Source organism: Nocardioides sp. NBC_00163, from assembly GCF_045206295.1.
Lineage (GTDB): Bacteria > Actinomycetota > Actinomycetes > Propionibacteriales > Nocardioidaceae > Nocardioides.
This window is the reverse complement of record NZ_CP108155.1, coordinates 2834381-2855094: the sequence shown is the minus strand read 5'-3', so window position 1 is coordinate 2855094 and position 20714 is coordinate 2834381. Positions and strand designations below refer to the sequence as shown.

Below are 20714 nucleotides of genomic sequence, written 5' to 3'. Positions count from 1 at the left end.
CTATCCGCGGGCGGCGTACTCCGGGGTTGTCGGTACCACCCCGTAGGTTTGCCTCGTGAGGTTTCCGGGTGTCTACGCAGAGCACGGCGTCTTCGTCTGTTTCGAGGGCGGCGAGGGGTCGGGCAAGTCGACCCAGTCGCGGCTGCTCCACGAGGCCCTGACCGCCCGCGGCCACCGAGTCCTGCTGACCTTCGAGCCGGGCGACACCGCCGTAGGCAAGGACGTACGCCGCATCGTGCTGTCCCCGGAGACCGGCGACCTCGACGACCGGACCGAGGCGCTCCTGTTCGCCGCCGACAAGGCCGAGCACATCGAGTCGATGGTCCGCCCGGCGCTGGAGCGGGGCGAGGTGGTCATCACCGACCGCTATGTCGACTCGATGCTGGCCTACCAGGGCGCCGGCCGTGTGCTGGACGCCGCGCAGCTCGAGGAGGTCGCGCGGTGGGCGACCGCCGACCTGCGACCCCACCTGACCGTGCTGCTAGACCTTGATCCGACGGCCGGGTTCACCCGGTTCGAGGAGCGCGACCGGATGGAGCAGGAGTCGGTCGAGTTCCACCAGCGGGTGCGCTCCGCGTTCGTCGGGCTGGCCGAGCGGAATCCCGACCACTACCTGGTCCTGGACGCCCGCGCGCCGGTCGAGGAGATCCACGCGGCGGTGCTGGCGCGGCTCGAGCCGCTGCTCGCCGAGGCGGTGACGGCATGAACGTCGCCACGACCTCGGTCTGGGACAACCTGGTAGGCCAGCACCACATCATCTCGACGCTGCGGACCGCCGCAGCCGGCCACGGCATGACCCAGTCGTGGCTGTTCACGGGGCCCCCGGGCTCGGGACGGTCCAACGCCGCGATCGCCTTCGCCGCCGCGCTCCAGTGCCCCAACGGAGGCTGCGGCCAGTGCCACGCGTGCCACACCGTGCTCGCGGGCAGCCACGCCGACGTCAACCTGGTCCGCACCGAGAAGCTCACGCTCGGGGTCGACGAGATCCGCGACCTCGTCCGTCAGGCCGCCCTCACGCCGGCCGGAAGCCGCTGGCAGATCCTGATCATCGAGGACGCCGACCGGCTCACCGAGCAGGCCAACAACGCGCTGCTCAAGGCGGTCGAGGAGCCCGGCGCCCGCACGGTCTGGATGCTCTGCACGCCGACGGTCGAGGACGTACTCCCGACCATCCGGTCCCGGTGCCGGCTGGTCACGCTGACGACCCCGACGGCTCCCGACGTGACCGCCTTTCTCCAGCGCACGCTCGGTGTCGACGAGGCGCGCGCGGCCTACGCGGCGCGCGCGAGCCAGAGCCACATCGGCCGGGCCAAGGCGCTGGCCCGCGACGACGACACCCGGCGCCGTCGCGAGCAGGTGGTCGCCTACCCGGCCCGGCTGAACACCCTCGCCGACGCGCTTCGGGCCGCCGGCGAGCTCGCTGCGGTCTCGAAGGAGGAGGCCGACGCGGTCACCGCCGACCTCGACGCTCGGGAGAAGGCTGACCTCGACACCGGCTACGGCGTGGTCGATCGCGGCCGCCGTCCGCGTGAGTACGGTCCCGCGCTGTCCGCGCTCGAGAAGGACCAGAAGCGCCGCGCCACCCGCCGCCACCGCGACGTGATCGACCGCGGGCTGATGGACCTGGTCTCGGTCTACCGCGACGCGATCGCGATGGCCGCCGGCGCTCCGGTGACCCTCGTCAACGAGGAGCACCGGCGCGAGATCGAGCAGCTCGTCGCGGCCTCGACCCCCGAGCTCAACCTGCAGCGGATCGGGGCGATCTTCGAAGCCCGTGAGCAGCTGCTGGAGTTCAACGTGCAGCCCCAGTTGGTGCTGGAAGCGATGATGGTGGCGCTGTTGCCGCCCGGAGGAGATCAGTGAAACTCAAAGCAGTGACCGGCGCCGCCGCGCTGACCGCTCTGACCGTGATCACCGCTGGTTGTGGTGCCGACGGCGGCACCCCCGACGCCGACCAGGTGAGTCCGAGCGCGGAGGCCACCGCGGCCCCGACCGAGGGGCTGCAGACCTTCTACAGTCAGAAGCTGGACTGGAAGGACTGCAACGGCGCTTTCGAGTGCGCGACCCTCGAGGTCCCGCTCGACTACTCCGACCCGACCGGCCGCACCATCGAGGTCTCGGTCATCAAGGACCCGGCCAACGAGAAGAAGATCGGCTCGCTGGCGATCAACCCGGGTGGCCCTGGCGGCTCGGGCATCGAGTACGCCCTCTACAACAACCAGTCCTTCAGCTCCACCGTCCGCGACTCCTACGACATCGTCGGCTTCGACCCGCGCGGTGTCGGGCAGAGCACCCCGGTCGACTGCCTCGACGACGAGAGCCTCGACGCCTACGTCGCGGTCGACCCCGACCCCGACACCCCCGCCGAGGAGAAGGCGTACGTCGACACCGGCGTCGAGATGGCCAACGGCTGCGCCGGCCAGAAGGACGGCATCTCCGCTCACGTCAGCACCGTCGAGGCGGCTCGGGACATGGACGTACTCCGGGCTGCGCTCGGTGAGGACCAGCTCGACTACTTCGGCGCCTCCTACGGCACCCAGCTCGGCTCGACCTACGCCGAGCTCTACCCCGACCGGGTCGGCCGCTTCGTGCTCGACGGCGCGATCGAGCCGGGGCTGAGCGTCCTCGAGGCCAACCTCGCCCAGGCGAAGGGCTTCGAGGTCGCACTCCGCTCCTACGTCGAGAACTGCGTCGACGAGGGCGACTGTTTCCTCGGTGACAGCGTCGACGAGGGCGTCGAGCGCGTCCAGAAGCTGATGGCCGACATCGACGCCGAGCCGCTGCCCGCCGGCGACCGCGAGCTGACCGCCGGCAACGCCCTCTACGGCCTGATCACCCCGCTCTACGTCGAGTCCTACTGGCCCTACCTCACCGACGCCCTGCAGGCGGCGCTGAAGGGCGATGGCTCCCAGCTGATGAGCCTCTCGGACAACTACGCGGGCCGTGACCCCGAGGGCGGCTACATCAACAACACGATGGAGGCCAACTGGGCGATCAACTGCCTCGACGACTCCTCCGGCCTCAGCCCGGAGGAGGTACGCAAGCAGGTGCCCGCCTTCGAGGAGGCCGCTCCCACCTTCGGTGCCGCCCTGGCCTGGATGCTCAACGGCTGCGCCGCGGAGAAGTTCAAGGCCACCGAGCCCGAGCCCGAGATCGACGCCCAGGGCTCCAACCCGATCGTCGTCGTCGGCACCACCCGCGACCCGGCCACCCCCTACGAGTGGGCCGAAGCGCTCGCAAAGGCTCTCGACAACGGCGTACTCGTCTCCCGCGACGGCGACGGCCACACCGGCTACATGCAGGGCAACGGCTGCGTCGACGACGCCATCGACGCCTACCTGGTCGACGGTAAGGTCCCCGACGACGGCTTGGAGTGCTGACACCGCTCGAACTGCGGATTTACCCGATGTGGGGTGGGTCCTCGTCGTGACGCCCCGGCGGATCTCTCTGGACCAGAGGATCACTGCCGGAAACGTCACTTCGAGAGGAAGGGTCACGAGCACGTGATCATCAACCAGCGAATCCGTTCGACGACGAAGGTCTTCGCTGCCACCGCCATCGCCTCCCTGGCGATCGCGGTAGCCCCCGTCATCAGTCAGCCCGCCCACGCCACCACGCCCCCGGGGACGGCCGCCAAGGTCATCACCAAGGTCGTCAAGGTCTCCGCCAACAAGTACGGGACGAGGTCCTACCGCCCGGTCGGCAAGCTGACCGCGGGCGGCAACCCGATCAAGGGCAAGCGCATCCACCTGCAGAAGAAGGCCAGCGGCCGCTGGATGAGCGTGACCTCCTGCGTCACGAACAGGTACGGCAAGTGCGCCGTGATCGTGACGCCGAAGGTCAGCCGCTACTACCGCTGGAAGTTCGCCGGCGACGCCAACCGGCGGGCCGACGTGTCCGCGTCGTTCTACCTGAAGAAGCGCGTCTCGGGTCTGGACTACACCTACGCCAACGGCGAGCAGGTCTTCAACGCGACCTCGACCAACGACCGCGACTGCGGCGAGATCCCCGGTTACAAGAAGCCCGTACGCGTCCACGGCTCCGATCCGTGGCGCCTCGACGCCGACAACGACGGTTACGGCTGCGACTGAGTCGGGACCTTCGTCAAGGTATGCAGGTCAGGGCTCACATCCCCAGCGGAACTCCGCACGGGATGTGAGCCTTCGGCTGCATCCCTTGCTGGAGGAACTGCTAGCGCCGGTGAACCGGGTCTGCGATGGCCTGGATCCGCTTGGTGGCCAGCTCGATCATCAGTGTGGCGGCGGGGGAGAGGGTGGCGTCGGTGCGGTGGACGACGGCGAAGGTGTCGTACGTCCGGGGCCGCAGTGACACCCAGCCGGCCTTCGGCGCCAGCCGGGGGAGCAGCTGTTCGGCTGCTCCCTTGGCGATGACGCTGTCGGCGTACCCCATCCCCACCAGCTCGACGGCCGTCTCGATGTCCTCGACCTCGATCCGGCTGGGTGGGTTGCGCCCGGTCTCGTGGAGCAGGTTGCGGATGGTGACCCGGGTGGGATCCTCGGAGCTCCAGCTCGTGTCGGACATGACCAGCGAGGCCAGCGAGAGCCGGTGCGGGGTGACCGGCGTGGCCAGGTGAGCGGGGTCGGCCGAGATGTAGACGAGCTCGTCGCGCGCCACCGGCGTGACCTTCAGCCCCGGACCGGAGACGCTGCCGACGAGCAGCATCGCCGCCTCGAGCCGTCCGCGCCGCAGGTCCTCCTGAACCTCGGCGGAGTTCTGCCCCATCAGCTCGACGCGCACGCCCGGGTATCGATCGAGCACGTCGGCCACCAGGCCGGCGCCGCCGTAGAGCCGCGCGATCCCGAACATCCCGAACCGGATCGTCCCGGTCTCGAACTGTTTCACCGCCTGCACGGCCTTGCGCGCGTCCTCCGCAGCCGCGACCGTACGCTCCGCATGCGGCCTCAGCTCGTCGGCCACCCCGGTCGGCACCACCCCGCGCCCGACGCGCCGGAAGAGCTGGACGCCGAGCGTACGCTCCAGGCCTCTGACCTGCTCCGAGATCGACGGCTGCGCATAACCGAGCTCGTCGGCCGCCGCGGTCAGCGAGCCATGCTCGTAGACCGCGAGGAACACGCGGAGCTGGTGCAGCGACAACATAGAGACATCCTATGACTTTCCAAGGAAAGATCGTCTACCTCTATGAATCGCCGGCGGTCATCATTGAATCACCACCACTGCGTCCGCAGTCGGTGGTTGACCCACGTTCAGAGAAGAGCAAAGCAACAATGAAGCACGGCGTACGCCGCTTGGGCCGCCTCATCGGCAAGGGCAAGCCCACCCGCATGACCATCGACGAGCACGTCGAGGCGCACCGTTTTAGTGTCGAGCGCGCAGTCTCGGTACACTCATCCGGTCCGCTCAACCAGAGCCGCTTCATGCGGTAACGGCTGACGGTACGCCGCCTTAGCTCAGTCGGCAGAGCGTCTCACTCGTAATGAGAAGGTCGTCGGTTCGATTCCGACAGGCGGCTCCACCAAAACCCTCGTCTGACCAGCCGGAACACGGCAGGATCGGCGGGGGTTTCTTCGTTTTCGTCCGCCGCGCGCATCAGGGACCAGTCGGCGTGAGAGCTCACGTGACTTGCCTGGCGACTCTTGACGGCAGCCTCGAACCCCTGGTTATGTTAGCGCTCACATTCATGTGATCGCAGTCACACATGAATGCCCCGGCGTTTGTCCAAAGCTGACCCTGGAGCGCAGATGGACCAGTCGAACATGACCCCCCACAACCCGCGCCGGAAGCATCTCGCGCGCACCTTGGCGGCGCTTGCGTCGTTGCCACTGATCCTGGCCAGCCTGGTATCAACCGCGCCGGCGCAGGGGGCGAGCGACGTAGGGCTCGTCGTCCACTACCCCCTCGACCAGGTCACCGGCACCACGGTCGTCGACGAGTCAGGTGCCGGTCACAACGGCACGCTGACCGGTGACGCGACCTGGCTCGGCGGCGAGGGGCTGTCCCTTGGTGGCACCAACGGGCACGTCAGGCTGCCGAACGACGTGATGGCCGGCCTGACGTCGATCACCGTCTCGCTCGAGGTGAAGATCGCAGCGGACCAGGCCACTCCCTACTTCATCTGGGGCCTTGGCAACACCGGCGACAACGGCACGGGCAACGGTTACCTGTTCACGACCGGCAACGCCTACCGGACGTCGATCGCCACCGGCAACTGGAGCACCGAGCAGACGGTGACGGCCGGCCGCAACCTGGCCCGCGACACCTGGAAGACCATCAGCTACACGCTCGCCGACGGCACCGCGGTGCTCTACGAGGACGGTGTCGAGGTCGCCCGCCGCACCGGCGTGACCATCACACCAGGTCAGATCGGCAACGGGGTCACGACCGCGAACTATCTCGGCCGATCCGTCTACAGCGGCGACCGTCATCTGAAGGGACAGCTGCGCGACTTCCGGATGTACGACCGCGCGCTGACGGCCTCAGAGGTCCACGAGCTGGGCCACGTCACCGACGAGCAGCGCGTCGAGCGCGACCTCGCCTGGCTCGACCTGGGCGACACGTCCCGCGTCGTCAGTGACCTCTCGCTCCCGACCAGCGGCCCGAATGGCTCCACCTTCACCTGGGCCTCCTCCGACCCTGCCGTCGTCTCCCCGACCGGTGCCGTCACCCGTCCGCTCTACGGCAGCCCCGATGCCGCCGTGACGCTCACCGCCACCGCAGCCCACGGCTCCGCCAGCGGGTCCGAGGAGTTCGCCGTCAACGTGCCGGCCGACATCAGCGACGAGGAGAAGGTCACTCGCGCCGCAGCCGCGCTCAAGGTCTGGGACGCCGACGGGATCCGCGGCAACATCACCCTGCCGACCAAGGGCCTGCACGGCACGACCATCAGCTGGACGTCCAGCGAGCCCGCCGTCGTGACCCCGACCGGCGAGGTCGACCGGCCGGCGTACGGTGAGAAGGCCGTCCGCCTGGCACTCAACGCCACCGTGAGCCTGGGCAAGGTCAAGGACAAGCGGCAGTTCCGGCTGACGGTCCTGCCGCTGCCGAAGCAGGAGCCGCTCGAGGGCTACACCTTCGCCTACTTCACGGGCGAGGGGACGGCCGACGGTGAGCAGGTCTACCTCGCCGCCAGCAGAGGCAACGACCCGCTCCACTGGGACGAGCTCAACGGCGGTCAGCCGGTGCTGCGGTCGCAGCACGGCGACAAGGGCGTACGCGACCCGTTCATCATCCGCTCCCCGGAGGGCGACAAGTTCTACCTGATCGCCACCGACCTCAAGATCTACGGCAACGGGGACTGGGACGCGGCACAGCGGAGCGGGAGCCGCTACATCGAGATCTGGGAGTCCACGGACCTCGTGAACTGGTCCGAGCAGCGACACGTCCGCGTGTCCTCGCCGCAGGCCGGGAACACCTGGGCACCCGAGGCCTACTACGACGAGGGGATCGGTGCGTACGTCGTCTTCTGGGCCTCCAAGCTCTACGACGAGGAAGACCCCGACCACGCCGGCAACACCCACAACCGGATGGTCTACGTCACCACCAGGGACTTCCGGACCTTCAGCGAGCCCCAGGTGTGGATCGACCCGGGCTACTCGGTGATCGACTCCACCGTCGTCGAGCACGAGGGGACCTACTACCGGTTCACCAAGGACGAGCGGAACAACACCTCCACCACGCCCTGCAGCAAGTTCATCGTCGAGGAGAAGGCCACCTCGCTGCTCGACCTGGACTGGAGCTTCGTCGCGGAGTGCATCGGCAAGGCCACGGCCGACAACCCGGGCATCGACCGCGGTGAGGGGCCGACGATCTTCAAGTCCAACACCGAGGACAAGTGGTACCTGTTCATCGACGAGTTCGGCGGCCGCGGGTACGTGCCGTTCGAGACCACCGACCTGGAGTCAGGCTTCTTCCGGATCTCCAGCGACTACCAGCTTCCCAGCCGCCCCCGCCACGGGACCGTTCTGCCGGTGACCAAGGCCGAGCTGGACCGCATCCGCACCTCCTACCGCGTGTTCTGAGGAGACCATCGTGCACAGAATCCGTCTGCTGACCATCCTGTCCGCCGCCACCGTCCTCGCACTGCCCTTGGCCTACGCCGCGCCCAGCCTCGGCGCGGACCGGCGAGCCGCTGCACCCGAACCCGACTACACGATCACGGCCCGCACCGGTGAGTCCGGACCCGAGATCAGCGACTCGATGTACGGCGTCTTCTTCGAGGACATCAACTACGCGGCCGACGGCGGTCTCTATGCCGAGCTCGTGCGGAACCGGTCCTTCGAGTTCCTGCCGGCCGACAACCGCTCCTATACCGGGCTGACCGCCTGGACCCCGCGAGGAGAGGGCGGAGGCAACGGCACCGCCACCCCCGTCGACGACGGCTCCCGGCTCAACGAGCGCAACCGCACCTATCTGCAGCTATCCCTGGCCAACACCGCCGGCGGCACGTACGGCGTCTCCAACGGCGGTTGGAACAACGGCGTCGCTCTCGAGGACGGCAAGAGCTACGACTTCTCGGTCTGGGCACGCTCGGACACCGCCAGCGGTACGCCGCTGACCGTGTCGCTGCGCGACGAGTCCGGCGCCACCTCGTACGCCGATCCGGTCCGGCTCCAGGTGAACGGGGACACCTGGAAGAAGTACGCCGGGACCTTCACCGCGAGCGCCACGACCGACTCCGCACGCCTGTGGCTGCAGGGGGAGGGCGTCGGCACCCTCCGTCTCGACATGGTCTCGCTGATGCCCGAGGACACCTTCATGGGCCGCGAGAACGGGCTGCGCAAGGACCTCGCCGAGAAGATCGCGGCGCTCGAGCCGGAGTTCGTCCGCTTCCCGGGCGGCTGTCTCGTCAACACCGGCAGCATGTCCGGCTACGACGCCGCGTCCGGTTGGCAGCGCGCCCGGTCCTACCAGTGGAAGGACACCGTCGGCCCGGTCGAGGAGCGGGCGACGAACGCCAACTTCTGGGGCTACAACCAGTCCTACGGACTGGGCTACTACGAGTACTTCCAGTTCGCCGAGGACGTCGGGGCGATGCCGCTGCCGGTCGTGCCGGCGCTGGTCACCGGCTGCGGCCAGAACCGGGTCACCGACGACGAGGCCCTGCTGCAGCGCTACATCCAGGACACTCTCGACCTCATCGAGTTCGCCAACGGCCCGGTCAACTCCGAGTGGGGCGCCCTGCGCGCGGAGATGGGACACCCGGAGCCGTTCGGACTCACTCATCTCGGCGTCGGCAACGAAGAGAACCTGCCGGCGGAGTTCTTCGAGCGGTTCCAGAAGTTCCGCGCGGCCATCGAGGCGCGCTACCCGGAGATCACGATCATCAGCAACTCCGGCCCCGACGACCAGGGTGCGCTCTTCGACCAGCACTGGGCGCAGAACCGGGCCGCCGGTGTCGACATGGTCGACGAGCACTACTACAACTCCCCGACCTGGTTCCTGCAGAACAACGACCGCTACGACAGCTACGACCGCAACGGGCCGAAGGTCTTCCTCGGTGAGTACGCCTCCCAGGACAACAAGCTCTTCAACGCGCTGTCGGAGGCGGCGTACATGACCGGGCTCGAGCGCAACGCCGACGTCGTGCGGCTGGCCTCCTACGCCCCGCTGCTGGCCAACATCGATCACGTGCAGTGGCGCCCGGACATGATCTGGTTCGACAACGACCAGTCCTGGAGCTCTGCGAGCTACGAGGTCCAGAAGCTGTTCATGAACAACGTCGGTGACCGGGTCGTACCCAGCGAGGCGACCGGCAAGGTGATCGAGCCGCAGCCCATCACCGGCGGCATCGGTCTCTCCACCTGGGCCACCTCCGCGGCGTACGACGACGTGTCGGTCACCGCACCCGACGGAACCTCCCTGTTCGCCGACGACTTCCAGGACGGGAACGCCGAGGGCTGGAGCCCCCTGGCCAACCGGGGGAGCTGGTCGGTCGTCGATGGCGCCTACACCCAGACGGACGCTGCTGCCCAGGACACCCTGGTCGCGGCTGCGGACATCGCCGCGAGCGACTACGACATCGAGCTCAAGGCCAAGAAGCTGTCCGGCTCCGAGGGCTTCCTGGTCGCGTTCGGGGTGAAGGACACCGGCAACTTCTACTGGTGGAACCTCGGCGGCTGGAACAACACCCGCACCGTCGTCGAGAAGGCCACCAACGGCGGCAAGGAGACCCTGGTCGCCCGCGAGGGTCACTCGGTCGAGACCGGGCGCACCTACGACGTACGGATCGAGGTCCGCGGCACCCACGTCCGGCTCTTCCTCGACGGCCAGCTCTTCCAGGAGTTCGACGACGACCAGGTCACCGAGCCGTTCGCGCAGGTGGTCACCCGCGACGAGGCGACCGGCGACCTGCTCGTCAAGGTCGTCAACGCCCAAGCCGAGCCGGCGGTCACCCGCATCGACCTCGGCGTCAAGGTCGCCCCCAAGGCGCAGATGACCGTCATCAGCGGCGACCCGGAGGAGCAGAACACCCGGACCGCGCAGCCGATCAAGCCGGTCACCAGCACCATCCGTGGCGTGGACAGCACCTTCACGCGCACGTTCGCGCCGTACTCCGTGACCTTCATCCGCATCCAGACCCGGTAGGGGAGCACCATGTCCGATCACCTGAACCACCTCAGCCTCCGGGCCGGCCTCAGCAGGCGGCACCTTCTGCAGGCCGGGGTCGGCCTCGGGGCGGCGGCCGCCCTCGCCGGGCATGCTGTGCCTGCCGCCGCGGCACCGCCCGTACCGATGCCCAGCGACGCCGACATCTGGGGAGTGCCGACCCTCAACCCGCTCGTCGAGCGCCGAGCCGACCCGTTCGTCACCCCGCCCGTCGACGGGATGTACTACCTGACCGGCTCCGTACCGGAGTACGACCGTCTGGTGATCCGCGGGTCGGCGTCGCTCGCCGGCCTCGCGACAGCGGCGGAATCGGTGATCTGGCGCCGCCCCGCCAGCGGAAAGATGGGCGGCCACATCTGGGCGCCCGAGCTGCACCGCATCGACGGCCGCTGGTACGTCTACTTCGCGGCCGGCGACTCAGACGACGTCTTCCGGATCCGGATGTACGTCATGGAGTCGACGCTCGCCGACCCGCGTGACCCGGCGGGCTGGGGCGCACCGCAGCAGATCATCACGCCGTGGCAGAGCTTCGCCCTCGACGCCACCACCTTCGAGCACGCCGGCCGCCGCTACCTGGTCTGGGCGCAGAGCGAGCCCGAGATCGCGGTCAACACCAGCCTCTACATCGCCGAGATGAGCTCCCCGTTCGCGATCAGCACCTTCCCGGCACGGATCGCGACCCCGACCCGCAGCTGGGAGGTGCAGGGCTTCAAGGTCAACGAGGGGCCCGCCGTGCTGGTCCGCAACGGCCGCGTCTTCATGACGTTCTCTGCCAGTGCCACCGACTCGCGCTACTGCATGGGCCTGCTCACCGCGTCGGCGGACGCCGACCTGCTCGACCCGGCGTCGTGGGTCAAGAGCCCCGATCCGGTGTTCACGACGAACGTGCAGACCGGGCAGTACGGCCCGGGCCACAACTCGTTCACGGTCGCCGAGGACGGCGTGACCGACGTCCTCGTCTACCACGCCCGGGACTACCGCGACATCACCGGCGACCCGCTCTACGACCCGAACCGGCACGCTCGCGTGCAGAAGGTGGTGTGGCACGCGGACGGCACACCCATGTTCGGGGTGCCGGTCGGGAAGGGCGGGCCGATCGTGCGGCTCACCCCGCTGGACGCGCCGGGCTCGTTCGTACGCCACTACGAGTACGCCGTGCGGGTGGACCATGCCCCGAGGGAGCTCGCCGACAGCCAGTTCCGCTTCGTCCCCGGTCTGGCGGGCGACGGCTCGGAGTCGCTGCAGTCGGTCAACTTCCCCGACCGGTATGTCCGGGTCACTACCGGCACGGTCCGGATCGACCCGGTCGAGCCGGGCCCGGCGTACGCCGCAGAGGCCAGTTTCCGCCGGATCCCGGTCAAGGGCGGGATCTCGCTCCAGGTGGCCACGGACCGCGGCGACTACCTCCAGCACAACCGTGGTGCACTCACCGTCGGTGGCACCGCGGGCCGACGCTCCAGCACCTTCACCCTGACCTGAACACCGGTTACCAGTTGTCGAGGTTTGACGACGCTCGACGCAGGATGCGTGCTATCACTTCCGGGTGCGGTCCGGGCGCCCGTGCTGCTGGAGTCCCCCCACTCGGTAGCGAGGGCGTCCAGGACCGCACGCCAAGTTCACGTGGGCCGCGTCCATGGTCAGGTTCGATCCGCCGACACGGCCTCGACCGACGGCTCGGTGTGAGGCCCGGCCCACCAGACGACGGTGGTGACCACACCGATCAGGAGCAGCCCGCTGGTCAGCCAGAACGGATAGGTGCGGTCCATCCCCGAGAGCCACCCGGAGATCAAGCCGAACGGGGCGGCAGCGAGCATCACCGCGGTGCGCTGCAGCGCCATCACCCGTGACCGCTCGGCCTCGTCGACGTGGAAGGCGACGAGCGACTCCGAGAGCATGAAGAGCATCCCGGCGCCGAAGCTGTCGAGGAGGAGGCACACCCCGAGAAGCGCGTACGTCACGAGGTCGGCCTCACCCTCGGCGGCGGGGATCACGACGAGCACGAGCTGGCCGGCCAGGTAGATGCCGAAGCCCCACAACGTCGCCTGCTTGAGGTCGTGGCCCGAGGTCAGCCGGCGGATCAGGGTGAAGAGGAAGAGCACCGACAGCAGCGAACGCACCATCGGGAAGAACGGCAGCACCGCGTCGGGCACGTGCAGGTGGTGGTTGACCAGGACCTGCCAGAAGGTGGCGTTGACAAGGGTGACGGCTGCGACGAGGGCGGCGATGGCCAACGCCAGCAGCGAGCCACGCGAGCGGGCCAGCAGCCGCGCGGCCTCGCGGTAGCCGACGAAGAGCCGCCAGAGGCTCTCGTGCCGGGTCTGCTCCATCCGGATCCGGCCCTGTCGCGTCTCGTGGGAGGCGGCGTACAACAGGATGATCTTGGCCAGCATCACGACCGCGGCGTTGATGAAGAGCACCCGCACCGCGGGCTCCATGCCGAACTGCGCGACCATGAAGGCGGCGATCGGGGCGAAGAGCGCCGAGCAGTCGGCCGCGACCCGCACCAAGGAGTAGATGCCGGTGATCTGGTCGCGCTCCGCGTCCTCGACCATCAGGCAGTCCCAGGCGTTCTGCGTGACCTGCAGCGCGCCGTTGAGCAGCGACGCGGCCAGGAAGGCCCAGAAGTCCTGGGCGAACGCCCAGATCAGGCACGGGATCACGAAGGCGATCACGTCGAAGACCGCGTTCGTCAGCCGACGTCCCATCCGGTCGGTGATGATGCCGCCGGCGAGCCCGAAGAACACCTGGGAGATCATCCCGGCGGTCGCGAGCAGGCCGATCTGTGTGTCGTGCAGCCCGAGCGTGAGCATGAAGACGGAGAGGTAGGGCAGCACGAGCGCCATCGACAGGCCCCACATCGGCTCGGTCCACACGCATGCGCGCGGGTTGCCGCGGAGATGGATCAGGGTGTGCCAGAGAGAGCCGGGGGAGGATGCCACCGGGACAGTGAATCAGGCGCGACATCAAGGGTGGAAACGCTTTAGTAGGGCTCCTGCGACGTCCGATTACCGCCAGAACTGACGGACCGACATCGGTTGAATGGTTCATGAAGCAACCAATTCGAACGATGGGAAGCACATGAAGGTCGCGCTTGTCACCGGAGCCAGCCGCGGTATCGGCGAGGCCACGGCACGCCAGCTGGCCCAGAGCGGCAGCCACGTCATCCTGACCGGACGCCGGCCCGAGACGCTCGAGGCAGAGGTCGAACGGCTCAACCGCGACGGCCACTCGGCCTCCGCACTCCAGTTGGACGTCACCGACCGCGACAGCGTGCGGCGCGCTGCTGACCATGTCGCCGCGACGTACGGGCATCTCGACGTGCTGGTCAACAACGGCGGCGTCCTTCCGGAGGCCACCAACCCCGATCCGGCCGAGGTCGTCGACCTCGAGATGTTCCGGGTCACCTACGAGACCAACCTGATCGGCGCGGTCGCGGTCCTCGAGGCGTTCCTGCCGCTCATCCGCAAGAGCGAGGCGGGGCGGATCGTGAACGTGACGTCCACGATGGGGTCATTGGCCGACCAGACCAACCCGGAATCTCCCTACTACGGCATGGTCCTGCCCGCCTACCAGTCGTCCAAGGCCGCGCTGAACAACGTGACCATCGCTCTGGCGAAGGCGCTCACCGAGACACCCGTCAAGGTGACCTCGGTGTGCCCTGGATTCGTGCAGACCGACCTGACCCCGATCAACCGGGACAACGCACCCACCACGGCGGACCAGGCCGCCGAGGTGGTCGTCCGCGCGGCGACACTGCCCGACGACGCCCCGTCAGGGACGTTCGTCGACGCCAACGGACCCGTGCCGTGGTGAGTGCCGTGTGAGCGGCCCCGTCAGCCGGCCGCGATCTCCGCGAGGAGATCGGCGGCCGGGGCCGGGTGGACGAGCCAGCCGAGGTGGCTCGACGTCAGGGTGTGGACGGCGTAGGCGTTGTCCGGGGTGAGGGCGTCGCCCTCGCGGATCAGCCGGTCCTGCATCGCCGGCGGCATGCTGACGTCCTCGCTGAGACGTACGAACGCACGGGGCACCGTTCCCCACGTCGAAGCCTGGGCGCGGTCCTCGGGGCCGCCGGCGTCGAGGTTCTCGTCGGGCTGGAAGGTGTTGAGGAACGTACGGAACTCGTCGTCGGTGCCGTCGGCCATGAAGGCGTGCTTGAGGCCGGCGAGGACCTCGGGGGAGGCGGTGCGGAAGTTGCAGCGCAGCAGGCCGACGTCGGCGGGGTTCGCGGCGGCCGCGCCGATCAGCACGGAGGCGTCGAAGGAGGCCATCTCCGGCTCGGCGTTGTACGCGACCGCATCCAGCTCCACCGGGGCCCAGGCCGAGACGTAGATCATCGAGTCGATCAGGTCTGGGCGGGCGTTGGCGGTCGCAGTCAGGGTGATCCCGCCGCGGCTGTGCGCGACGACGATCACCGGGCCGTGCTCCTTGGCACGCTCGAGCACCGAGACCAGGTGGGCCACGTTGTCGGCGAGGGTGACGCCCTTGATCCCACCCGGGGCTGAAGCGAGCTCGGCGAGGTCCTGGGGCGCCTGGTAGGCCTCCGGGAACGTCGCCTCGAAGCCGTGGCCGGGGAGGTCGACCGCGAGGGAGCGGAAACCGCGCAGCGCCAGCTCGGCCTGCAGCGGTGCGAACGAGAACGAGTTGGCGAAGGCGCCGTGGACGAGGACGAAGGTCGGCTCCGGGGAAGGCATGGGCGAGACCTTAGCGGCGAGTCAGCGATGGCGGCTGGCCATTTATTCGTCGGCCGCGCCACCGAACGGCGTCGACCGCGGCGCCGCGCCCATCGGCGTACCGCCGTAGACGACCGAGCCGTCGGCCCGCTGGTAGGTCAGCCACGACACGGTCTTCGTGAAGCCGACACCCGGCTTGCTGTAGTCGCACACCCCTTCGGGGAACGCCGCCTCCAGCCGGGTCCACTGGGCGTCGCTGAGGCCGAAGGCGCCGTAGTCGTCGGTGCGACGCAGCGGCTTGAGCCGGCACTTGGCGTTGTCGGAGTAGTTGTTGTCGCCGGCCACGATCCGCGGCGTCGCGAAGTCGGTCTTGACCAGGTCGCTGACCGGTCCGAGCCCGCACACCAGGTCCGAGACCGGGTCGACGACGAGGTTCAGCGCGGGATCCAGGACCGGGTTGAGGGCGGGGTTCAGGCCGTCGAGCGCGCCCCCGGTCAGGTCGTCCACGAGCGGGTCGGCGACCGGCAGGAACAGGCCGTCCTCGCTGGAGACTCCCTGGGTCTGGGTGCACCGGTCGTGCAGGTCGCCGGGACGGTCCTGGACCACCTTCTCCGCCAGCGGTACGTCGCGCTCGTCCGCCTCCACCGAGGCCAGCCAGCGGTCCATCGCGAGCAGCGCCTCCTTGGAGTAGCTCGGGTCGCCGATGAGGGGTGTCACGCCGTACCAGATCACCTGGTTGTCGGCGTGCCCCTGCTCCCGGGTCAGCCGGTCGCGCATCGCCCATGCCCAGCGCGCGTCGTGCGCGACGCCCGGGTCCGGTCCGCGGTGGTCGATGATCGCCACGTCGGACAGGTTGCTGGCGGTGTTGACCATCCCGCTGCGGTAGGCGTTGGTGAGCGCCGTCGGGTCGGCGACCGAGCGCTGTGCCCGCGGCTGGACGTCGATGTCGAGCCCGCCGATCTTCTCGTTGACGTCGACGAACTGCTCCGGCGTGATCGCCCCGGAGCGCAGAGCCTCGAGGCCGTACTGCACGCCGGTGTTGTCCAGCGGCGAGCCCGCGAAGCCGCGCCCGATCTGCTTCTCCTGGGGCGTCCACACACTCTCCGGCCGGGGGCCGAAGACGTTGATCGCGCCGTCGATGATCGAGCAGCGTACGCCGCCGGGGTTGTTCTCCGCGTCGTAGCGCTCCTGGTCGCTGACCCCGGCGCACGGGTGCGTCGGCATGACCGCCTGCTTGAACAGGCCCTCGTCGGCGGTGACCGCGTTGAGCGGCAGCAGGTGGCCCTCGACCGCCGCCCACTGCAGCGGGTTCCAGAACTTGCCGTCGGTGAGGCGCTTGGAGCTCTCAAAGTACTTGCGGAGCAGGTGGTAGTCGGAGAACTGCAGGCCCGGCGAGAGCGAGTCGGGGTAGGAGCAGGTCACGACCAGGCCCTGGTAGATCCCGGGGTAGGCGTTCGCGATCGTCTGCTGAGCGATCGAGCCGCCGGAGCAGCCGCTGCCGATCGTGTAGCGAAGGTCGCCGTACGTCTCGACGAGGTGCTCCTTGGCCATCATCAGCGACTCGGCCGCGCTCGTCACGTTGCAGTTGTGGCCGGTGTTGGCCAGCGCGGTGGAGAGCATCGCGAAGCCGCGGCCGAGGGCGACGGTCGGGCTGTCGCCGAGGGCGTCCGCGACGACCGGGATCCCGAGGTCGAAGGTGCCGGCGTAGTCGGCGGTCGGCGCGGTCCCGGTCTCGTGGTCCACGCCGCAGCTGCCTCCGTGGGGGATGAACAGCTTGTTGTTCCACTGCTGCTGCGGGCGCCAGCGCTGCCACGGCTTGCCGGGCTGCCAGAGCACGGCGATCCGGTACTGGTCGCGGTTCTGGTAGCCGGTCTCGACACGTACGACGAACGGCACCGTCACGCCCTCGTCGGTGGTCGTGGTGGCGACGTCGCGAGGCGGGTTCGCTGGATCGTAGGGCTGGAGACCGTCGAGCAGCGGGTTGGTGGACCGGTAGAGCCAGCTGATCGCCGGCTCCTGGTTGCACTGCGCGTCCGTCGCGGTGGGCTGGCAGCGCCACGGCTGCAGCTGAGGTCCGGAGAAGATCGGCCCGCCGCGCGGGTGGTTGGTGATCGTGAGCCAGGCGCCACGACCGTCGGGCAGGCGCGCGGTCAGCTCGTTGGTCCCGACTCGCAGGCCGCGTACGACGCCCTCGATCTCGCCGTTGGGCCGCTCGGCGAAGGCCGCGGTGACGTCGCGGTCGCCCTTGCGGGTCGACGTTTGGCGGGTGTCGTCGAGCCAGACCCGCAGCGCATCGGGGTCGGCCCCGTCGGGGAGAGTGATCCGCACCAGAGCGTTGTCGTCGAAGACCAGATCGGCCCGGTTGGAGAGCGTCTCCAGGACGATGTCCTCGGCCGGCGCGGGTGCCGACGAGGCCGGTGCCACACCGAGCAGCATGCTCGCGACGAGGGTGGACACCGTCGCGAGCGAGAGGGGCAGGGCGCGAGCGGGCATGGCATGCCTTTCCGAGAGCTGCGCACGTCCCTCGAGCGGACGGTCGCCGTGACAGGAGAATGCCCCCTGCCACGGCGACCGTCAAGGAAGCTTCAGCCTGCGACCGCCTCCCCGCGGGCGACCATGCCGGCCTCGTCGGAGAGCTTGACCTCCTTGAGGAACAGCGCGAGCGCGAGACCGAGGAGGATCAGCGGCACGAGATACCAGAACGCCGGTGCGAGCGCCTCGGTGAAGGCGTCGACGACCCAGGTGTGGAGCGGCTCGGGCAGCTGCTCGACAGCAGCCGGGGTGAGGCTCCCACCGGAGAACCCGGCACCGTCGGCGGGCATCATCCCGGAGGAGGCCATCTTCTCGGCCAGGCCCCCGAAGTTGTCGGTCAGTCGCGTGGTGAACACGGTCGTGAACAGCGCCGTACCGACGGTCGCACCGATCTCCCGAAAGAAGTTGTTCGCCGAGGTCGCGGTGCCGAGCTCGTGCGGGTCGACGGCGTTCTGGACGGCGAGCACGATGGTCTGCATGACCAGGCCCATCCCGGCGCCGAGCACGAAGATCATCAGCCCGAAGACGACCATCGACATGTCGCCGGTGATCGTGGTCAGCCAGGCGATCCCGGCCGCTGTGACGGCCAGCCCGACGATCGGGAAGATCTTGTAGCGACCCGTCTTCGAGATCGCGATGCCCGAGCCGATCGCGGTCAGCATCAAGCCGGCCATCATCGGCAGCATCAGCAGTCCGGAGCTGGTGATCGAGGCACCGGTCGACATCTGCAGGAACGTCGGCAGCATCGCCATCGCCGAGAACATGCCCATCCCGAGCACCAGACCGATCAGCGTGGTCACCGTGAAGGTGGGGTTCTTGAAGAGGCGCAGCGGGATCAGCGGCTCCGGCGCGAGGGTCTCGGTGACGATGAATGCGGCCACCGAGGCCAGCGTGCCGACGAGCAGGCCGAGCAGCTGCGGCGAGGACCAGTCGTAGCCGTCGTGGCCGAGCGACTCCCACGAGGTCAGCAGCACGATGCCGCAGGTGGAGAGCACCATGAACATGATCCCCAGCCAGTCGACCGGGCGTCCCGAGCGGTGCGAGGGCAGCCGCAGGGCGAACCAGGCCACGGCGAACGCGATGATGCCGATCGGTACGTTGATCCAGAAGGTCCAGCGCCAGCCGGGCCCGTCGGTGAGCCAGCCACCGAGGAGCGGCCCGATGACCGCGGAGATGCCGAAGAGCGCGCCCATCGGACCCATGTACTTGCCGCGCTCGGAGGCCGGCACGATGTCGGCGATGATCGCCTGGGACAGGATCATCAGCCCGCCACCGCCAAGCCCCTGGAGACCGCGGGCGGCGACCAGTTCGGGGAAGGTCTGCGCCATCCCGCCGAAGAGCGAGCCGAGCGTGAACAGGGTGACGGCGACCAGGAACGGCCAGCGGCGACCCCAGAGGTCACCGAACTTCCCGTACAGCGGCATCACGATCGCGATCGCCATGATGTAGGAGGTGATCACCCACCCTTGGTGCTCGACCCCGTCGAGCTCCCCGACGATCGTCGGCATCGCCGTGCTCACGATCGTCTGGTCGAGGGACGAGAGGAACATCGAGGCCATCAGGGCACCGAAGATCAGCCAGATCGTACGCGGCGTCAGCACGACCAACGGCTTGTCGGGCGCGTCGGGCGCGACCGTTTGACTCATGGGGTTGGACCTTCCAGGCAGGAGTTGAACAGGCAGGGTGAAGCGGTGGTGACACACGGGTTCCGTGTGACATGAGAAGTCCCGAGAGACCTGCGGCTAGTCGTCGAGGAGCAGGCGGAGCTGGGCGACGGCCTCGGGTAGATGCGCCGCCGCATCGCCCTCGTAGCCCGACCGCGCCCAGGCGAGCGCGCTGGATCGCATCAGCAGCCCGGCGACCATTCCGATCGTGTCGTCGTCGACAGGGGAGGGCCGTGCCGTACGTCGCTCGGCGAGCAGCTGCTCGAGCTCGCCGATGACGCGCTGGTGCCAGGCGATGTGTCGTTGGACGAGGCGGGGTTCGGCGACCATCAGCCGCATTGCCCGTTCGCCCTGCTCGATGTTGGGTGCAGCGTTCGTGAGAAAGCCGGCGACCAGCGCCTCCAGGTCGGTCATCAGTCGCCCCGACGGCCCGCCAGAGACGAACTGCGCACGCACCTCGGCGTCGAGCTCGATCTCCTGGATGCCGAGGACCGCGTCGTCCTTGGAGTCGAAGTAGTTGAAGAACGTACGCGTCGACAACCCCGCCGCGGAGCTGATCTCCTCCACGGTGACGTCATCGAGACCACGCTCGCCGACCAGTCGCTGAGCAGCCTCGATCAGCGCCAGCCGACGCTCCCGCTTCTGGCGCTCGCGGGCGTTCGGAGGCGGGGCAGACGTGGACACGCCACTATTCTTGCAGTGAGTGCAAGTTGCAGTCAATGCAAGAATAGTGTGTTGGGGGTTACACCGCTCAGGCCCCGGCGGCCGCCTGGTGGAGCGCTCGGATCTCTTCGACGAGCTCGGGGACGGGGCCGACGACCTCGACGGCGGGCGCGACCTCCTGGATCGGCAGCGCTCGTACAGGCGACTCTCCGGCGCCCCAGCCGGCCCGCCACTTCGTCAGCTGCTCGGAGGAGGCGATGTAGACGATCCGCCCGACCCCTGACCAGCCGTGCGCCGCCGAGCACATCGGGCAGTGCTCGCCGGAGGTGTAGACCGTCGCACCGGCCCGGGTCGCCGGGTCGAGGTGGATCGCCGCCCAGCGGGCGAGCTCGATCTCCGGGTGCGCGGTCGGGTCGCCGGTCGAGTGCTCTCGGTTGCGGCCCTCCTGGAGCGCGTTCCCGGCGCTGTCGGCCAGGACGGACCCGAACGGGCCGTCGCCGTCCGCCAGCGCCTCGCCCGCAAGCTCCAGGCAGCGTCGCAGGTGGGCAATGTCAGTCTGGGTCAGATCGGTGGTCACCGTTCCAGTCTGCTGTCCCCGGCG

At 68.9% G+C, this 20714-nt stretch carries 16 protein-coding genes and 1 tRNA gene; 10 read left to right on the top strand and 7 right to left on the bottom strand.

Features of this window, described 5'->3' with window-relative positions:
* Nucleotides 1-55: 55 nt before the first annotated feature.
* The 4 genes from tmk (at nt 56) to OG801_RS13705 (ending at nt 4091) form a co-directional block, all read left to right on the top strand.
* On the top strand, nt 56-706 hold the full coding sequence (tmk, locus tag OG801_RS13720; RefSeq protein WP_406036120.1) for a dTMP kinase: 651 nt from the start codon (nt 56-58) through the stop codon (nt 704-706).
* Nucleotides 703-1863: a DNA polymerase III subunit delta' gene (locus tag OG801_RS13715; RefSeq protein ID WP_406036119.1), complete on the top strand. Its 1161-nt coding sequence runs from the start codon at nt 703-705 to the stop codon at nt 1861-1863. The genes tmk and OG801_RS13715 overlap by 4 nt, the downstream gene beginning before the upstream one ends.
* Entirely contained in the window at nt 1860-3380 is a 1521-nt protein-coding gene (locus OG801_RS13710; protein WP_406036118.1) for an alpha/beta hydrolase, read from the top strand. Before OG801_RS13715 ends, OG801_RS13710 begins: the two co-directional genes overlap by 4 nt.
* A 123-nt stretch (nt 3381-3503) precedes the next feature.
* Nucleotides 3504-4091 (top strand): hypothetical protein, encoded by a 588-nt coding sequence (locus OG801_RS13705; protein WP_406036117.1) that lies wholly within the window; start codon nt 3504-3506, stop codon nt 4089-4091.
* Between the two features lie 100 nt (nt 4092-4191).
* On the opposite strand, the gene OG801_RS13700 is transcribed toward OG801_RS13705, so the two are convergent.
* Nucleotides 4192-5118 (bottom strand): LysR family transcriptional regulator, encoded by a 927-nt coding sequence (locus OG801_RS13700; RefSeq protein ID WP_355017406.1) that lies wholly within the window; start codon nt 5116-5118, stop codon nt 4192-4194.
* 11 nt (nt 5119-5129) lie between these two features.
* Between OG801_RS13700 and OG801_RS13695 the strand changes: the two genes are divergently transcribed.
* The 5 genes from OG801_RS13695 (at nt 5130) to OG801_RS13675 (ending at nt 12063) form a co-directional block, all read left to right on the top strand.
* Nucleotides 5130-5405 (top strand): hypothetical protein, encoded by a 276-nt coding sequence (locus tag OG801_RS13695; protein WP_355017407.1) that lies wholly within the window; start codon nt 5130-5132, stop codon nt 5403-5405.
* A 13-nt stretch (nt 5406-5418) separates the two neighbouring features.
* Nucleotides 5419-5494: transfer RNA gene (locus OG801_RS13690), tRNA-Thr, on the top strand.
* 226 nt (nt 5495-5720) lie between these two features.
* The gene (locus tag OG801_RS13685) at nt 5721-7997 is read left to right on the top strand and encodes an immunoglobulin-like domain-containing protein (protein ID WP_406036116.1); all 2277 of its coding nucleotides are present in this window, start codon (nt 5721-5723) and stop codon (nt 7995-7997) included.
* A gap of 10 nt (nt 7998-8007) precedes the next feature.
* Entirely contained in the window at nt 8008-10563 is a 2556-nt protein-coding gene (locus OG801_RS13680; protein ID WP_406036115.1) for an alpha-L-arabinofuranosidase C-terminal domain-containing protein, read from the top strand.
* 9 nt (nt 10564-10572) lie between these two features.
* Nucleotides 10573-12063, top strand: coding sequence for a family 43 glycosylhydrolase (locus OG801_RS13675; protein WP_406036114.1), 1491 nt, complete (start codon nt 10573-10575; stop codon nt 12061-12063).
* A 158-nt stretch (nt 12064-12221) separates the two neighbouring features.
* Here the strand turns inward: OG801_RS13675 and OG801_RS13670 are convergent, their stop codons facing one another.
* Nucleotides 12222-13523 carry an MFS transporter gene (locus tag OG801_RS13670; RefSeq protein WP_406036113.1) on the bottom strand — a complete coding sequence of 434 codons (1302 nt, stop codon included), beginning with the start codon at nt 13521-13523 and terminating at the stop codon, nt 12222-12224.
* A 139-nt stretch (nt 13524-13662) separates the two neighbouring features.
* On the opposite strand from OG801_RS13670, the gene OG801_RS13665 reads away from it, so the two are divergent.
* Nucleotides 13663-14397, top strand: a complete 735-nt coding sequence (locus OG801_RS13665) for an SDR family oxidoreductase (RefSeq protein WP_406036112.1) — start codon at nt 13663-13665, stop codon at nt 14395-14397.
* A gap of 20 nt (nt 14398-14417) precedes the next feature.
* On the opposite strand, the gene OG801_RS13660 is transcribed toward OG801_RS13665, so the two are convergent.
* The 5 genes from OG801_RS13660 to OG801_RS13640 all read right to left on the bottom strand — a co-directional run bounded on the left by OG801_RS13660 (nt 14418) and on the right by OG801_RS13640 (nt 20690).
* Entirely contained in the window at nt 14418-15275 is an 858-nt protein-coding gene (locus OG801_RS13660) for an alpha/beta hydrolase (RefSeq protein ID WP_406036111.1), read from the bottom strand.
* Between the two features lie 42 nt (nt 15276-15317).
* Entirely contained in the window at nt 15318-17747 is a 2430-nt protein-coding gene (locus OG801_RS13655; protein ID WP_406036110.1) for a DUF6351 family protein, read from the bottom strand.
* A 92-nt stretch (nt 17748-17839) separates the two neighbouring features.
* Nucleotides 17840-19432 carry an MDR family MFS transporter gene (locus OG801_RS13650; RefSeq protein ID WP_406036109.1) on the bottom strand — a complete coding sequence of 531 codons (1593 nt, stop codon included), beginning with the start codon at nt 19430-19432 and terminating at the stop codon, nt 17840-17842.
* Between the two features lie 96 nt (nt 19433-19528).
* Nucleotides 19529-20134 (bottom strand): TetR/AcrR family transcriptional regulator, encoded by a 606-nt coding sequence (locus tag OG801_RS13645; RefSeq protein WP_355017416.1) that lies wholly within the window; start codon nt 20132-20134, stop codon nt 19529-19531.
* A 67-nt stretch (nt 20135-20201) separates the two neighbouring features.
* Entirely contained in the window at nt 20202-20690 is a 489-nt protein-coding gene (locus OG801_RS13640; RefSeq protein WP_406036108.1) for a nucleoside deaminase, read from the bottom strand.
* Between the last annotated feature and the right edge of the window lie 24 nt (nt 20691-20714).

What these genes read in the sequence shown, in the direction of transcription:
- OG801_RS13715 (WP_406036119.1), top strand. Translation starts at nt 703, where the DNA reads ATGAACGTCGCCACGACCTCGGTCTGGGACAACCTGGTAGGCCAGCAC.
- OG801_RS13700 (WP_355017406.1), bottom strand. Translation starts at nt 5,118, where the DNA reads ATGTTGTCGCTGCACCAGCTCCGCGTGTTCCTCGCGGTCTACGAGCAT.
- OG801_RS13695 (WP_355017407.1), top strand. Translation starts at nt 5,130, where the DNA reads ATGACTTTCCAAGGAAAGATCGTCTACCTCTATGAATCGCCGGCGGTC.
- OG801_RS13685 (WP_406036116.1), top strand. Translation starts at nt 5,721, where the DNA reads ATGGACCAGTCGAACATGACCCCCCACAACCCGCGCCGGAAGCATCTC.
- OG801_RS13675 (WP_406036114.1), top strand. Translation starts at nt 10,573, where the DNA reads ATGTCCGATCACCTGAACCACCTCAGCCTCCGGGCCGGCCTCAGCAGG.
- OG801_RS13665 (WP_406036112.1), top strand. Translation starts at nt 13,663, where the DNA reads ATGAAGGTCGCGCTTGTCACCGGAGCCAGCCGCGGTATCGGCGAGGCC.
- OG801_RS13660 (WP_406036111.1), bottom strand. Translation starts at nt 15,275, where the DNA reads ATGCCTTCCCCGGAGCCGACCTTCGTCCTCGTCCACGGCGCCTTCGCC.
- OG801_RS13655 (WP_406036110.1), bottom strand. Translation starts at nt 17,747, where the DNA reads ATGCCCGCTCGCGCCCTGCCCCTCTCGCTCGCGACGGTGTCCACCCTC.
- OG801_RS13650 (WP_406036109.1), bottom strand. Translation starts at nt 19,432, where the DNA reads ATGAGTCAAACGGTCGCGCCCGACGCGCCCGACAAGCCGTTGGTCGTG.